Consider the following 13480-nt stretch of genomic DNA (forward strand, 5'->3'; position numbering starts at 1 on the left):
TGGGTCGTCGGGGGACGAGGAGGGGCACGTGACACGCAGCACCGGGGACACCAAGAAGAAGGACGAGCACCCGCCCGCGGACTTCGTGGTCGTCGCGAACAGGCTCCCCGTCGATCTGGAGAAGCTGCCGGACGGTGGCCAGCGCTGGAAGCGCAGCCCCGGCGGCCTGGTGACCGCGCTCGAACCGATGCTCCGGGCCCGGGACGGCGCGTGGGTGGGCTGGCCGGGCGTCCCGGACGTCGACGTCGAGCCGCTCGTCGAGGACGGCCTGCAGCTGCACCCCGTCCGGCTCTCCGCCCAGGAGGTCGAGGACTACTACGAGGGCTTCTCCAACGGGACGCTCTGGCCGCTCTACCACGACGTCGTCGCGCCGCCGGCGTTCCATCGGCACTGGTGGCGGGCCTACCGCACGGTCAACGAGCGCTTCGCCGAGGCGACGGCCGCGATCGCGGCCGAGAACGCCACCGTCTGGATCCAGGACTACCAGCTGCAGCTGATGCCGGCGATGCTGCGCGAGCTGCGGCCGGACCTGAAGATCGGTTTCTTCCTGCACATCCCGTTCCCGCCCACGGAGCTGTTCATGCAACTCCCGTGGCGCGCCCGGATCGTCGAGGGGCTGCTCGGGGCGGACCTGATCGGCTTCCACACCCCCGGCGGCGTCCGGAACTTCCGCTGGCTGGCCACCCACCTCGCGGGCGCGGCGCCGGTACGCAGCCGCAACGAGGTGACGGTCGGGCGGCGCACCGTGAAGATGGGCGCCTTCCCGATCTCCATCGACTCCGCGAACCTCGACGAGCTGTCCCGCACGGACGCCGTGATCAAGCGCGCGGCGCAGGTCCGCGAGGACCTCGGGAACCCGGAGAAGGTCATCCTCGGGGTGGACCGGCTGGACTACACGAAGGGCATCAACGTCCGGCTGCGCGCGTTCGAGGAGCTCCTGGAGGAGGGCCGGGTGAGCGTCGAGGACGCGGTGATGGTGCAGCTCGCGACGCCGAGCCGGGAGCGCGTCGAGCACTACCAGAAGATGCGCAACGACATCGAACAGTCCGTCGGTCGGATCAACGGCGAGTACGCGACGGTCGGGCACCCGCCGGTGCACTACCTGCACCAGTCCCTCCCGCGTGACGAGCTGGCGGCCTTCTTCCTGGCCGCGGACGTCATGCTCGTGACCCCGCTGCGGGACGGCATGAACCTCGTCGCCAAGGAGTACGTCGCCTGCCGGCACGACCTCGGTGGCGCGCTCGTCCTGTCCGAGTTCGCAGGCGCCGCGGCCGAGCTGACCAGTGCGTTCCTGGTCAACCCGCACGACACGGACGGGGTCAAGGAGACGCTCTACGCGGCCCTCACGATGAGCCCGCAGGAGGGGCGCAAGCGGATGCGGACGCTGCGCAAGCAGGTGCTGACCCACGACGTCGACCGGTGGGCACGCTCGTTCCTGGAGGCCCTGGGCCTCGACCCGGAGCCGCGCACGTGACCGAGCTGCAGGCCGAGCTGGAGCGTCTCGCCGGGCTGGAGACGCTGCTCGTCGCCCTGGACTTCGACGGCGTCCTCGCCCCCATCGTGCTCGTCCCGTCCGAGGCCCGGCCGCTCCCGGCGGCCGCGGCGGCGATCCGGGAGCTGGCGGCACTGCCCGGGATCTCCGTCGTGCTCGTCTCCGGGCGCGGGCTCGCGGACCTGGCGGCGGTCTCCGGCTTCGCCACGCCGGTGCGGATGGTCGGCAGCCACGGTGGCGAGTTCGGCGAGGGGCTGGTCGAGGGCGGCGGCTCGCTGCTCGACGACGACCAGGCGGCGCTCAAGGACGCGATGACCGAGGCGCTGGAGAAGCTGGTCGCCGGGGAGCCCGGTGCCGAGCTGGAGCACAAGCCGGCCGGGGTCGCGGTGCACGTGCGCAACGCGCCGCCGGAGGTCGGCGAGCGGGTGCTCGCCGCGGTCCGCTCGGGCGTCGGGACGTGGGGCGGCGTGGACTCCACCGAGGGCAAGGCCGTGATCGACCTGGCGGTGCTCAAGGTGAGCAAGGGCGCCGCGGTCGACCTCCTGCGCGAGCGGCTGCGCCCGGACGCCGTCCTCTTCGCGGGGGACGACGTCACGGACGAGACCGTCTTCACGAGGCTGCGGCCGGGCGACGTGGGGATCAAGGTGGGCGAGGGCGACACCGCCGCCGCCCACCGGGTCGACGGACCGGAGGACGTCGCCGCCCTCCTGACCGAGCTGGCCCGGCTCCGCCGGCGCTAGGGAGTGTCCGAGGGATCCATGCCGCGTCCGCGGCGTTCCGGGTGGATGCACCGCAAGGCCGAGGAGGGGCCGATCCCGGTGTTGGATCGGCGCCGACGAGAACGCCGCGGGGCGCCGCCTGGGGCGGCGCGGGCCGGCTGGAGATCCCTCGGACACTCCCTGGGTCGTGTGCGGAAGACGTCGCCCTGGCAACGGTTTCCGCGCACGATCTTCACCTACCAGCCGGAGAAGAACCGTTCGGCGGCGCGGGGCTCCCCGCTCGTCGTCCCGAGGACCAGTTCGGTGGGCAGCACGAGATGCCGGGGCCTCGTGCGGTCCCCGCGCTCCAGGAGGAGCTCGCCCGCCATCTGCCCCTTCTTGCGGAACGGTTGGCGGACGGTCGTCAGGCCGACCCGGTCGGCGTCCGGGATGCCGTCGAAGCCGGTGACCGTGAGGTCGCCCGGGACCGAGAGTTTCGCGTCCGCGGCGTGCCGGAGCGCGCCCATCGCGAGGATGTCCGACGTGCAGACGACGGCCGTGATGTCCGGATGGGCGGCGAGCAGCTCCGCGGCCGCGGACTCGCCGGCCTCCACGCTGTGCTCGAACCGCTCGTAGACCGGCACGTCCGCCCAGTCCACACCGACCTCGGCCAGCGCGTCCCGGATCCCGCCGAGCCGGGCCTGCTGCACCGGATAGGTCGTGGTCTCCTGCCGCTCGATGTCCGCGGGCCCGTCGTGCCGGTGGGCACCGAGCCGCATGCAGAGCACGCCGACCCGGCGGTGCCCGGCCGCCGTCAGGTGCCGCCCCAGCGCGAGCATGCCCGCGCGGTCGTCGATGCTCACCCGGTCCACGCCCTCGACGCCCGTGGGCTGGTCGCACACCACCGTCGGAACGGGACGCTCCAGGACGGCCCTGAAGTGCGGGTCGTCCTCGCTGACCGAGTAGACGATGAACCCGTCGACGCCCGCCTGGTGCACCGCGGCGACGTCCGCGTGCTCCGGGCTGACCGGCACCAGCAGCAGCCCCTGCCCGGCCTTCTCGCAGGCCAGCGCGAGACCTTCGAGGAACCCGGTGGCCACCGGGTCCCGGAACGCGTAGGACAGCGCCTCGGTGAGGAGCAGGCCGACGGCGCCGGCGCGCCGGGTGCGCAGCGAGCGCGCCACCGGGTCCGGCCCCGGATAGCCGAGCCGGCGAGCGGCCTCGAGCACCTTGGCGCGCAGCGGTGCGGAGAGCTGGTCCGGTCGGTTGTAGGCGTTGGAGACGGTCGTGCGCGAGACGCCGAGCTTCGCCGCCAGCGACGCCAAGGTCGCCGGACGACGCACGTGGGGGGCCCCGGTCATGTGCGAACCGTAGCCGCCGCCGGTCCCGCACCGGTAGTCCGCGCCCGGCGGGGGCGCGACGACCGCGGGAGACACACGCTAGAGTGAATTGACAATGGTTTTCAATACAGACATGCGCATCTGCTGATACGGAGCCCTCCATGATCCTGCGTCGCCCCCTGACGGTCCTCGTCGGCGTCGCCGCACTCTCCCTGGCCGTCGTGGCCTGCGGATCCTCGGACGACGCCGGGAGCGGCGCGCCGGCCGACGGGGCCGTTCCGGTCGTCGCCTCCACGAACGTCTACGGCGCCGTCGTCCGCGCCGTCGGCGGCGAGCACGTCTCCGTGACGTCGGTCATCGACAGCCCGGACGCGGACCCGCACGAGTACGAGTCCCGGCCCGCGGACGCCGCGGCCGTCGCCCAGGCGAAGCTCGTCGTGATGAACGGCGGCGGGTACGACGACTTCGCCACCAAGCTCGTCGCCTCGGCGGGGAGCTCCCGACGATCGTCGACGCCGTGCAGGTCTCCGGGCTGGAGCAGGCCGCCGGCTCCAGCGGGTTCAACGAGCACGTCTGGTACCACCTGCCGACCGTGCGGAAGGTCGCCGACCAGATCGCGAAGGACCTCGGCACCCTCGACCCGGCCAACGCGGCGGCCTACACCGCCAACGCCACGGCCTTCGACGGCAGGGTCGCCGGCCTCACCTCGAAGCTTGAGGCGATCAAGGCGCAGCACGCGGGCCGCCGGGTTGCGGTGACCGAGCCCGTACCGCTCTACGAGATCGAGGCGGCAGGCCTGGTCAACGCGACGCCCGAGGAGTTCTCCAAGGCCGTCGAGGAGGGCAACGACCCGCCCGCCGCGGTACTCGACGAGACCACGAGGCTCGTCGCCGGTAGGGACGTGAAGGCGCTGGTCTCCAACAGCCAGACCGAGAGCCCGACGACGACCCGGGTCGAGGACGCGGCGAAGGCGGCCGGGGTGCCGGTCGTGTCCGTCACCGAGACGCTGCCCGCCGGTGTCGACGACTACGTCGCCTGGCAGTCCTCGCAGATCGACGCCCTGGCCGCGGCGCTGGACGGGACGGCGTGACCGCCCTGGTCCCCGCCGCGGAGGGCGCGGGAGCGACGACGACAATGGGTCCCGTGAGCATCCCCGGGCGGGCCCCGTCGGTCAGCCTGCGCGACGCGCGGATCCGCTTCGGCGAGCGTGTCCTCTGGGACGGTCTGGACCTCGACGTGCACCCCGGCGAGTTCGTCGCCGTGCTCGGCCCCAACGGCTCGGGCAAGACGACGCTGCTGCGGGTGCTGCTCGGGCTGCAGCCCCTGGACTCCGGGACCGTCCTGGTCGACGGCCACCCGGCCCGGCGCGGCAGCGGCCGGATCGGCTACATCCCCCAGCAGCGGGGGATGCCCGAGGACCTGCCCCTGCGGGCGGCGGACCTGGTCGGGCTCGGGCTCGACGGGCACCGCTTCGGCCCGGCGTTCGGGTTGGGCCTGGCGGGGCGGCGCGAGCGGCGGGAGCGCGTGGCGGCGGCGCTGGCCGCGGTCGGCGCGACGTCGTACGCGGCGTCGCCGGTCGGGCGGCTCTCCGGCGGGGAACAGCAGCGGCTACGGGTCGCGCAGGCGCTCGTCGGGGACCCGGCTGTGCTGCTCTGCGACGAGCCGCTGCTGTCCCTCGACCTCGCCCACCAGCGGACCGTCACCGAACTCGTCGACGCGCGGCGGCGCACCGCGGACACCGCGGTCGTCTTCGTGACGCACGAGATCAACCCGGTGCTGCCGCTGGTGGACCGGGTCCTGTACCTGGTGGACGGCCGGTTCCGGATCGGCGCGCCGGAGGAGGTCATGACGTCGGAGACGCTCTCCGAGCTGTACCGGACGGACGTCGAGGTGCTGCGGACGCGGGGGCGGCTCGTGGTGGTCGGGGCCGAGCACGCGCAGGATCACCACCACCACGAGGCGCACGCGTGAGCAGCATGACCGACATCCTGGGCAGGCTCTTCAGCTTCGACGGCACCGGCGAGCTCCTCGACCTGCCGTTCGTCCAGAACGCCCTCCTCGCCTCCGCGATCCTCGGCCTCGTCGCGGGCGTGCTCGCCCCGCTGGTCGTCGGGCGCGGCATGGGGTTCGCGGTGCACGGCACGTCCGAGCTCGCGTTCACCGGCGCGGCCGCCGCGCTGCTGCTCGGGATCAGCGTGAGCGTCGGGGCGGTCGTCGGCGCGGTGATCGCCGGGCTCGTGTTCGGGGCGCTCGGGCTGCGCCGGCGCGAGCGGGACTCGGTGATCGGCGTCGTGCTGGCGTTCGGGCTGGGCCTCGGGGTGCTGCTGCTCGGGCTCTACTCCGGCCGCGCGTCCAACAAGTTCGGGCTGCTCACCGGCTCGATCGTGTCCGTGGACGCGTCGAACCTGTGGGTGCTCGGCGGGGTCGCGGTCGTCGTCCTCGGGACGCTCGCGGTGATCTACCGACCGCTGCTGTTCGCAAGCACGGACCCGGACGTCGCGGTCGCCCGCGGGGTGCCCGTCCGGCTGCTGTCGCCGTTGTTCGCCGTGCTCGTCTCGCTGACGACGGCGCTGGCGGTCCCGATCGTCGGCGCGATCCTGGTGCTCTCGGTGACGATCATCCCGGGCGCCGCGGCCGCGCGGGTGACGTCGAGCCCGCTCAAGGCGACGCTACTGGCCGTCGCGATCGCGGAGGTCGCACTGCTCGGCGGCACGGTCCTGTCCCTGGCCCCGGGACTGTCGATCTCCGGCTACGTCGCGACGATCGCGTTCGTCGCCTACCTGGCGTGCCGGGTCGTCGGCCGCACCCGCGGCGTCGTCCGCCGGTGAGCGGAGATCGCCGCTACGCCGGAAGGCGCCGCGGAGCTACAGCGATCTCCGCTCACCGGCACCTCAGTGTGCGAGGCGGCGGCGGCGCGCGACCTCGGAGAGCACGACGCCGGTCGCGACGGCCGCGTTGAGCGACTCCACCGGGCCGGCCATCGGGATCGACACGGTGACGTCGCAGGTCTCCCTGACGAGCCGGGACAGGCCCTTGCCCTCGGAGCCCGTGACGATGACCAGCCCGCTCTCGGCGAGGTCGAAGTCGTCCAGGGACACGTCGCCGTCGGCGTCGAGGCCCGCGATCATCAGCCCGGCCGTCGCGTACTCGCGCAGCGTCCGGGTGAGGTTCGTGCAGCGCGCGACGGGCACGCGGGCCGCAGTGCCGGCGGAGGTCCGCCAGGCGACGGCCGTCATCCCGGCCGCGCGGCGCTGCGGCACGACGACGCCGTGGCCGCCGAACGCGCCCACGGAGCGGACGACGGCACCCAGGTTGCGCGGGTCCGTCACCCCGTCCAGCGCGACGACCAGCGGCGGCGTCCCGGAGTCCGCGGCGGCCTCCAGCAGCTCGTCCGGGTGCGCGTAGGCGTACGGCGGGACCTGCAGCCCGACGCCCTGGTGCAGCGCCCCGCCGGACATCTTGTCCAGGTCGTTGCGCGGGACCTCGAGGATCGAGATGCCGACGTCCGCGGCCAGGTGGATCGCCTCGGCGATCCGCTCGTCCGAGGCGCTGCCGATCGAGACGTAGAGCGCCGTTGCGGGCACGCCCGCGCGCAGGCACTCGAGCACCGGGTTGCGCCCGAGGACCGTCTCCGGGGCGTCTCCGTCGCCGGTGCGGCGCCGGGTGTTGGCGTGCCGGGCCCGCTCCTCGCGGGCCTGCTTGCCCGCCGCGCGACGCGCGGCGGGGTGACCCTTGCGCTCCTCGGCGGCGGGGGTGGGTCCCTTGCCCTTCAGGCCACGACGGCGCTGGCCGCCGGATCCGACGACAGGCCCCTTCTTCGTGCCTTCCTTGCGCATCGCGCCGCGGCGTCGTGAGTTGCCGGCCATGTGTATCGAGTCCGTAATCCGTAGGGGTGTGACGAGAAAAGCGGTCTTGTCAGGCGTTCTTCAGCGACCAGGTGGGGCCGTCCGCGCTGTCCTCGACGGCGATCCCGGCCGTGAGCAGCCGGTCCCGGACGGCGTCCGCCTCGGCGAAGTCCTTCGCCTTGCGCGCCGCCTGCCGCCGCTCGAGCAACTCCTCGACGAGCGCGGTGAGCGCGCCCGCCGCGGCGTCGTCCGTGCGCTCGCCGGTGACCCAGCGGCCGTCGAGCGGGTCGACGCCGAGCACAGCGGTCATCGCGCGGACGGCCTCGGCCGCCGCCGTGGCCCCGGCCCTGTCCCCGGAGTCCAGCGCGCCGTTGCCCTCGCGCACCGTCGTGTGCACGACCGCGAGCCCGCCGGGCGTGCCCAGGTCGTCGTCCAGGGCGGCGGCGAACTGCGCCGGCACCTGTTCCGCGATCCCCGGCAGCCCGATGCGCTCGCGCACGCGGTGCACGAACGTCTCGATCCGCCGGTAGGCCGCGACCGACTCGCCGAGCGCCGCGTCCGAGTACTCGATCGCGGAACGGTAGTGCGGACCGACCAGGTAGTACCGCAGCTCGACGCCGCGGACCCGCTCGAGCACCGCCGGGATGGACAGCGTGTTGCCCAGGGACTTGGACATCTTCTCGCCGCCCATCGTGACCCAGCCGTTGTGCAGCCAGTACCGGGCGAACGGGTCCCCGGCGGCCTGCGACTGGGCCCGCTCGTTCTCGTGGTGCGGGAACACCAGGTCCAGGCCGCCGCCGTGGATGTCGAACTCCGGGCCGAGGTAGGCCGTCGCCATCGCGGAGCACTCGAGGTGCCAGCCGGGCCGGCCCGGGCCCCAGGGGGTGGGCCACGACGGCTCGCCCGGCTTGGCGGCCTTCCACAGCGTGAAGTCCAGCGGGTCCCGCTTCGTGCGGGACTCGCCCTCGCCCTGCGCGACGTCGTCGACCCGCTGTCCGGAGAGCTTGCCGTAGTCCGGGAACGTGCGGACGGCGAAGTAGACGTCCCCGCCCGAGACGTAGGCGTGCCCGCCGTCGATCAGGCGCCCGATGAGCTCGACCATCTGAGTCACGTGCCCGGTGGCCCGCGGCTCGATCGAGGGCGGCAGGCAGCCCAGCGCCTCGTACGCGGCGGCGAAGGCGCGCTCGTGCGTCGCGGCCCACTCCCACCACGGGCGGCCGGCGGCGGCGGCCTTGCGCAGGATCTTGTCGTCGATGTCGGTGACGTTGCGGACCAGCGTGACGTCGTAGCCCGAGCGGGTGAGCCAGCGACGCAGCACGTCGTAGTTCAGCCCGCTGCGGACGTGCCCGATGTGGGGCAGGCCCTGCACCGTGGCGCCGCAGACGTACATCGACACGGCTCCGGCGCGCAGCGGGACGAAGTCACGCAGCTCCCTGGTCGCGGTATCGAAGAGTCGGACGCTCACGTGACCCAGACTACGGAACCGCTGGTCCGCGAGGGCGGGCGGGCGGCGTGAGGAGGAGTTCCGCTTCGTCCAAGACGCCGGGCGGCCGTCCCGGCAGGCTGGACGGCATGAGCGACAGGTCCCCCATCATGTCCCTGTACCCGCGCCTCGCCGTCCGGGGCGCGGACGCCGCGATCGCGTTCTACGTCCAGGCCTTCGGCGCCGAGCTCGTCGAGCGGTACACCGCACCCGACGGGACGGTGGTGCACGCCATGCTCCGGGCCGGGCCCGTCCGGTGGGCGGTCAAGGACGCCGACGAGTACGACCCCGCTCCCGGCGAGGGCGGCCACTCCGCGATCCTCGCGCTCGACGTGACCGACGCCCACGCGGTCGCCGGCCGGCTCGAGGCCGCGGGCGCGACCGTCCGGTTCCCGGTCGCGGTCCAGCCCTACGGCGAACGCAGCGGCCGGCTCACGGACCCGTTCGGGCACCAGTGGATGGTGTCCCAGCAGCTCGAGGACCTGACGCCGGACGAGGTGCAGGCGCGGACGGACGCGATGTTCGCCGAGGGGACCTGAGCGCCCGGGCGGTGGCGGTTCCTCAGACCGCGGGCATCAGCAGGGCCGTGGCGATCGCCGCGATCCCCTCGCCCCGGCCGGTGAGGCCCAGGCCGTCGGTCGTGGTGCCGGAGACCGCGACGGGCCCGCCGACCGCCGCGGAGAGCACCCGCTGCGCCTCGTCCCGGCGCTTGCCGATCTTGGGAGCGTTGCCGATGACCTGCACGGCGGCGTTCCCGACGGTCCAGCCCGCCTCCGTGACGAGCCGGCGCACCTCACCGAGGAGCGTCACGCCGCTCGCGCCGGACCACTCCGGGCGACCGGTGCCGAACACCGCGCCGAGATCACCGAGGCCGGCGGCGGAGAGCAGGGCGTCGCAGAGGGCATGGGCCGCGACGTCGCCGTCGGAGTGCCCGGCGCAGCCGTCGACGCCCTCCCACTCCAGCCCGGCGACCCAGCACGGGCGTCCGGCCTCGACCGGATGAACGTCGCTGCCGATCCCGACCCTCACGAGCCCTCCTCCCGGACCAGCAGCTCCGCGATCCGCAGGTCCCACGCCGTCGTCACCTTGAAGGCCCGCGCGTCCCCCGGGACGGTGACGACCACCTCGCCCAGGGCCTCGACGAGCCCGGCGTCGTCCGTCGCGGACTCGCCGGCGGCTGCGTAGGCCCGCTCCAGGACGTCCCGGCGGAAGCCCTGCGGGGTCTGGACCGCCCGCAGCACAGAGCGATCCACAGTGGAATACACGACGCCCGCGGGGTCCACCTGTTTGACGGTGTCCGCCAGCGGGAGCGCCGGGACGACGGCCCCGTTCCCCGCCTCGACGGCGGCCACGACGGACGCGACGAGTGCGGCGGGCGTGAGCGGCCGCGCGGCGTCGTGCACGAGGACGACGTGGGGGCCGTCACCTGGAGGCCCGTCCGGTCGTTCACCGACGTGGGCATGATGCGGCAGAGCGCCGCACAGCACGTCGAGCGCCTTGCGCACCGACGTCGTCCGGTCCTGCCCGCCCACGATCACGGTGACGGGACGACCGGCGAACAGCGCGCAGGCCTCGTCGCGCAACGACTCCGGAACGGCGACGACCACCTGGTCGACGACACCGGAGGCCAGCAGTCCCTCGACGGCGCGGACGACGATCGGCACGCCCGCCAGCTCGACGAACGCCTTGGGCACACCCGCGCCCAGACGCACGCCCGAACCCGCGGCCGGCACGATCGCCGCCACGGTCACGACAGGACCATCCCTGATCCCGTCGTACTCGCCGCCGTACCCTTCGCCGATCAGGCGTTGGTGGTGGCCAGCACCTCGTCGAGCAGCACCTCGGCGCGGTCCTCGTCAGTGCCCTCGGCGAGCGCGAGCTCGCTGACGAGGATCTGGCGGGCCTTGGCCAGCATGCGCTTCTCGCCCGCGGACAGGCCGCGGTCCTTCTCCCGGCGCCACAGGTCGCGGACGACCTCGGCGACCTTGTTCACGTCACCCGACGCGAGCTTCTCCAGGTTCGCCTTGTACCGGCGGGACCAGTTGGTCGGCTCCTCGGTGTGCGGTGCGCGGAGCACCTCGAACACCTTGTCCAGACCTTCCTGGCCGACGACATCACGAACGCCCACGACCTCGGCGTTCTCCGCGGGCACGCGAACCGTCAGGTCACCCTGGGCGACCTTCAGGACGAGGTACTTGCGCTCCTCGCCCTTGATCGTCCTAGTCTCGATCGCCTCGATGAGAGCGGCACCGTGGTGCGGGTAGACGACGGTCTCTCCGACCTTGAAAACCATGTGTCCTCTGGCCCCTTTCGCTGCACCCAGGTTAACACGGCCGACAGCCGTCCTGTACGTCGGTGCGCAACGTCGTCGCAGGTCACGGGGTTGACAACAGGGTCAAAACGTGCAGGCGGCCGCATCGAGGGGGCCCAGCCCGAGCCGCGTTGCCCGCCGCTCGGACCCCGCGACTAGGCTGCTCGCGCGGGATGCTGCCACACGGTCACACCGGTGCGGACGCGTCCCGGACCCGCACCCGAAGACGACCGGCCACCACCGGAACCGCCCGGACCCGCGAAGCCCCGGGCCCGGCCGGCAGGAAGGACGCCCGAACCGTGAGCCGCCCCAGCGACACCCCGGCCACCCCGGCCCCCACCTCGCGTTCCCGCGCGTCCCGCCGCCCTACCGCGATCGCACTCGCGGGCGGCGTCGCGCTCGGTGCCGTGCTGCTGGCCGGCTGCGGTGCGGGTCAGCAGGCACAGACGTCCGAGCAGACCTCCGCCGTCGCCGGGGCCAACACCCAGGTCGGCAACATCGCCATCCGCAACGCCGAGATCGCCTTTCCCGACACGATCCCGGCGTCGGCGAACGTCTACCCGGTCGGGGGCACCGCCCCGGTCGAGATGATCATCGTCAACCAGGGGACGGCCGCCGACCGGCTCGTCTCGGGAACGAGCCCGCTCGGCACGGTCAAGATCGATGGCGACGGCTCGCTGCCGGCCGGGCGCGCACTCGTCGCGGGCACGAACAAGAACATCCCGACGCCGCCGGGCGCCAATCCCATCACGATGGAGATCACGGGCCTGCGCGAGGACATCCGGTCCGGCCTGTCCTACCCACTCGTGCTGAACTTCCAGCAGGCCGGGTCCGTCACCGTGCAGCTGCCGGTGGCACCGCCCGAGGAGCCCCGTCACGACCAGCCCGCCGAGGCGGCCGGCGGGGGCGCGCACTGACCGGGCGTACCCGCTCGCGCACCAGCTACCGGTGCGCCGAGTGCGGGCACCAGGCCGCCCAGTGGGTCGGCCGGTGTCCGCAGTGCCAGGCCTGGGGCTCGCTCGAGGAGACGGCGGCGCCCCCACGGGCGAGCGCCGCGAACCCCCTGCGCAAGGTCGCGGCGGGCGCGCCCAGCACCCCCGCGCAGCGCATCTCCGACGTCGCGCTGGACTCCGCGCGAGCCCGGCCGACGGGCGTCGACGAGCTGGACCGGGTGCTCGGCGGCGGGCTCGTCCCGGGCGCGGTGGTGCTGCTCGCGGGCGAGCCGGGCGTCGGCAAGTCCACGCTGCTGCTCGAGGTCGCGGCCCGCGCCGCGGCGTCCGGGCGCGTCCTCTACGTGACCGGCGAGGAGTCCGCCGGGCAGGTCCGGCTGCGCGCCGAGCGCACGAACGGCCTGCACGACGACCTGTACCTCGCCGCGGAGTCGGACCTCGGCGCGATCGTCGGGCACATCGACGCGCTCGCGCCCAGCCTGCTGATCGTGGACTCGATCCAGACCATGACCACCGGCGAGGTCGACGGCATCCCGGGTGGGGTCACGCAGACCCGAGCCGTGACCGTCGCGCTCACGTCACTGGCCAAGGAACGCGGGCTGCCGGTGCTGCTCGTCGGACACGTGACGAAGGACGGCAGCATCGCCGGGCCCCGCGTGCTCGAGCACCTCGTGGACGTCGTGCTGGCGTTCGAGGGCGACAAGCACTCGACGCTGCGCATGGTCCGCGGCGTCAAGAACCGCTTCGGGCCCGCGGACGAGGTGGGCTGCTTCGAGCTGCGGGACGAGGGGATCGTCGGCCTCGCGGACCCGTCCGGCCTGTTCCTCGCCCGGTTCGGCAGCACCCGCGAGTCCTCGGTCGCGGGGACGGCCGTCACCGTCGTGATGGACGGCCGGCGCCCGCTGCTCGCCGAGGTGCAGGCGCTGGTGGCGGGGGCGAACATCCCCAGCCCCCGGCGGGCCGTCAGCGGCCTGGACAGCGCGCGCGTCGCGATGCTCCTGGCCGTGCTGGAGCGCCGGGCGAAGGTCAAGCTGGCGGACTCCGAGGTCTACACCGCGACGGTCGGCGGCATGAAGATCGCCGAGCCCGCCGCGGACCTCGCGATCGCCCTGGCCGTCGCCTCCGCGAGGTGGGACGTCGCCCTGCCGCCGGACATGGTGGTGGTCGGCGAGCTCGGCCTCGCCGGTGAGGTCCGGCGGGTCAACGGCGTGCAGCGGCGGCTGGCCGAGGCCGCCCGGCTCGGCTTCACCCGGGCGCTCATCCCGACGGACAGCGACGTCGGCAAGGGCCTGGGCATGCAGATCACCGTGGTGCACGACCTGGGCCAGGTGCTCCGGGACGTGAAACCCCGCTGACGGCGC

At 73.7% G+C, this 13480-nt stretch carries 14 protein-coding genes and 1 pseudogene; 9 read left to right on the forward strand and 6 right to left on the reverse strand.

What is annotated here, in order from left to right; all coding sequences use genetic code 11:
* Nucleotides 1-28 precede the first annotated feature (28 nt).
* Nucleotides 29-1474, forward strand: a complete 1446-nt coding sequence (locus WBK50_RS29780; protein ID WP_341338744.1) for an alpha,alpha-trehalose-phosphate synthase (UDP-forming) — start codon at nucleotides 29-31, stop codon at nucleotides 1472-1474.
* Complete coding sequence (gene otsB / locus WBK50_RS29785) at nucleotides 1471-2232, forward strand: trehalose-phosphatase (protein ID WP_341338745.1); 762 nt, start codon at nucleotides 1471-1473, stop codon at nucleotides 2230-2232. Before WBK50_RS29780 ends, otsB begins: the two co-directional genes overlap by 4 nt.
* Before the next feature lie 215 nt (nucleotides 2233-2447).
* Here otsB and WBK50_RS29790 read toward each other — a convergent pair whose 3' ends face one another.
* A complete protein-coding gene (locus WBK50_RS29790; RefSeq protein WP_341338746.1) occupies nucleotides 2448-3551 on the reverse strand; it encodes a LacI family DNA-binding transcriptional regulator in 1104 nt (367 codons plus the stop codon).
* A 140-nt stretch (nucleotides 3552-3691) separates the two neighbouring features.
* Between WBK50_RS29790 and WBK50_RS29795 the strand changes: the two are divergent.
* The 4 genes and pseudogenes from WBK50_RS29795 to WBK50_RS29810 form a co-directional block, all read left to right on the forward strand.
* Nucleotides 3692-3964 (forward strand): annotated as a pseudogene (locus tag WBK50_RS29795) (metal ABC transporter solute-binding protein, Zn/Mn family); the annotation flags it as partial.
* 83 nt (nucleotides 3965-4047) lie between these two features.
* A complete protein-coding gene (locus WBK50_RS29800; protein ID WP_341338747.1) occupies nucleotides 4048-4620 on the forward strand; it encodes a metal ABC transporter solute-binding protein, Zn/Mn family in 573 nt (190 codons plus the stop codon).
* Between the two features lie 44 nt (nucleotides 4621-4664).
* Nucleotides 4665-5501 (forward strand): metal ABC transporter ATP-binding protein, encoded by an 837-nt coding sequence (locus WBK50_RS29805; RefSeq protein WP_341339549.1) that lies wholly within the window; start codon nucleotides 4665-4667, stop codon nucleotides 5499-5501.
* Nucleotides 5502-5506: 5 nt separating this feature from the next.
* Nucleotides 5507-6358 carry a metal ABC transporter permease gene (locus tag WBK50_RS29810; RefSeq protein ID WP_341339550.1) on the forward strand — a complete coding sequence of 284 codons (852 nt, stop codon included), beginning with the start codon at nucleotides 5507-5509 and terminating at the stop codon, nucleotides 6356-6358.
* Between the two features lie 63 nt (nucleotides 6359-6421).
* On the opposite strand, the gene rlmB is transcribed toward WBK50_RS29810, so the two are convergent.
* Nucleotides 6422-7396, reverse strand: a complete 975-nt coding sequence (rlmB, locus tag WBK50_RS29815; RefSeq protein ID WP_341338748.1) for a 23S rRNA (guanosine(2251)-2'-O)-methyltransferase RlmB — start codon at nucleotides 7394-7396, stop codon at nucleotides 6422-6424.
* Between the two features lie 49 nt (nucleotides 7397-7445).
* Nucleotides 7446-8840 (reverse strand): cysteine--tRNA ligase, encoded by a 1395-nt coding sequence (gene cysS, locus WBK50_RS29820; protein ID WP_341338749.1) that lies wholly within the window; start codon nucleotides 8838-8840, stop codon nucleotides 7446-7448.
* A 107-nt stretch (nucleotides 8841-8947) separates the two neighbouring features.
* Here cysS and WBK50_RS29825 point away from each other — a divergent pair, with 107 nt between their 5' ends.
* Nucleotides 8948-9397, forward strand: a complete 450-nt coding sequence (locus WBK50_RS29825; RefSeq protein ID WP_341338750.1) for a VOC family protein — start codon at nucleotides 8948-8950, stop codon at nucleotides 9395-9397.
* Nucleotides 9398-9419: 22 nt separating this feature from the next.
* Here WBK50_RS29825 and ispF read toward each other — a convergent pair whose 3' ends face one another.
* The 3 genes from ispF to WBK50_RS29840 are packed head-to-tail and all read right to left on the reverse strand — an operon-like array spanning nucleotide 9420 to nucleotide 11151.
* The gene (gene ispF, locus WBK50_RS29830) at nucleotides 9420-9887 is read right to left on the reverse strand and encodes a 2-C-methyl-D-erythritol 2,4-cyclodiphosphate synthase (protein ID WP_341338751.1); all 468 of its coding nucleotides are present in this window, start codon (nucleotides 9885-9887) and stop codon (nucleotides 9420-9422) included.
* Nucleotides 9884-10609 (reverse strand): 2-C-methyl-D-erythritol 4-phosphate cytidylyltransferase, encoded by a 726-nt coding sequence (ispD, locus tag WBK50_RS29835; RefSeq protein WP_341338752.1) that lies wholly within the window; start codon nucleotides 10607-10609, stop codon nucleotides 9884-9886. Before ispD ends, ispF begins: the two co-directional genes overlap by 4 nt.
* A gap of 50 nt (nucleotides 10610-10659) precedes the next feature.
* Nucleotides 10660-11151 (reverse strand): CarD family transcriptional regulator, encoded by a 492-nt coding sequence (locus tag WBK50_RS29840; RefSeq protein ID WP_297495455.1) that lies wholly within the window; start codon nucleotides 11149-11151, stop codon nucleotides 10660-10662.
* Nucleotides 11152-11468: 317 nt separating this feature from the next.
* Here WBK50_RS29840 and WBK50_RS29845 point away from each other — a divergent pair, with 317 nt between their 5' ends.
* Nucleotides 11469-12086, forward strand: a complete 618-nt coding sequence (locus WBK50_RS29845) for a hypothetical protein (protein WP_341339602.1) — start codon at nucleotides 11469-11471, stop codon at nucleotides 12084-12086.
* Nucleotides 12083-13474, forward strand: a complete 1392-nt coding sequence (gene radA, locus WBK50_RS29850) for a DNA repair protein RadA (protein WP_341339551.1) — start codon at nucleotides 12083-12085, stop codon at nucleotides 13472-13474. Before WBK50_RS29845 ends, radA begins: the two co-directional genes overlap by 4 nt.
* Nucleotides 13475-13480 lie beyond the last annotated feature (6 nt).

It is taken from the genome of Pseudonocardia sp. T1-2H (assembly GCF_038039215.1).
Taxonomy (GTDB): Bacteria; Actinomycetota; Actinomycetes; order Mycobacteriales; family Pseudonocardiaceae; genus Pseudonocardia.

What these genes read in the sequence shown, in the direction of transcription:
- WBK50_RS29790 (WP_341338746.1), bottom strand. Translation starts at nt 3,551, where the DNA reads ATGACCGGGGCCCCCCACGTGCGTCGTCCGGCGACCTTGGCGTCGCTG.
- WBK50_RS29805 (WP_341339549.1), top strand. Translation starts at nt 4,665, where the DNA reads ATGGGTCCCGTGAGCATCCCCGGGCGGGCCCCGTCGGTCAGCCTGCGC.
- WBK50_RS29810 (WP_341339550.1), top strand. Translation starts at nt 5,507, where the DNA reads ATGACCGACATCCTGGGCAGGCTCTTCAGCTTCGACGGCACCGGCGAG.
- rlmB (WP_341338748.1), bottom strand. Translation starts at nt 7,396, where the DNA reads ATGGCCGGCAACTCACGACGCCGCGGCGCGATGCGCAAGGAAGGCACG.
- WBK50_RS29825 (WP_341338750.1), top strand. Translation starts at nt 8,948, where the DNA reads ATGAGCGACAGGTCCCCCATCATGTCCCTGTACCCGCGCCTCGCCGTC.
- WBK50_RS29840 (WP_297495455.1), bottom strand. Translation starts at nt 11,151, where the DNA reads ATGGTTTTCAAGGTCGGAGAGACCGTCGTCTACCCGCACCACGGTGCC.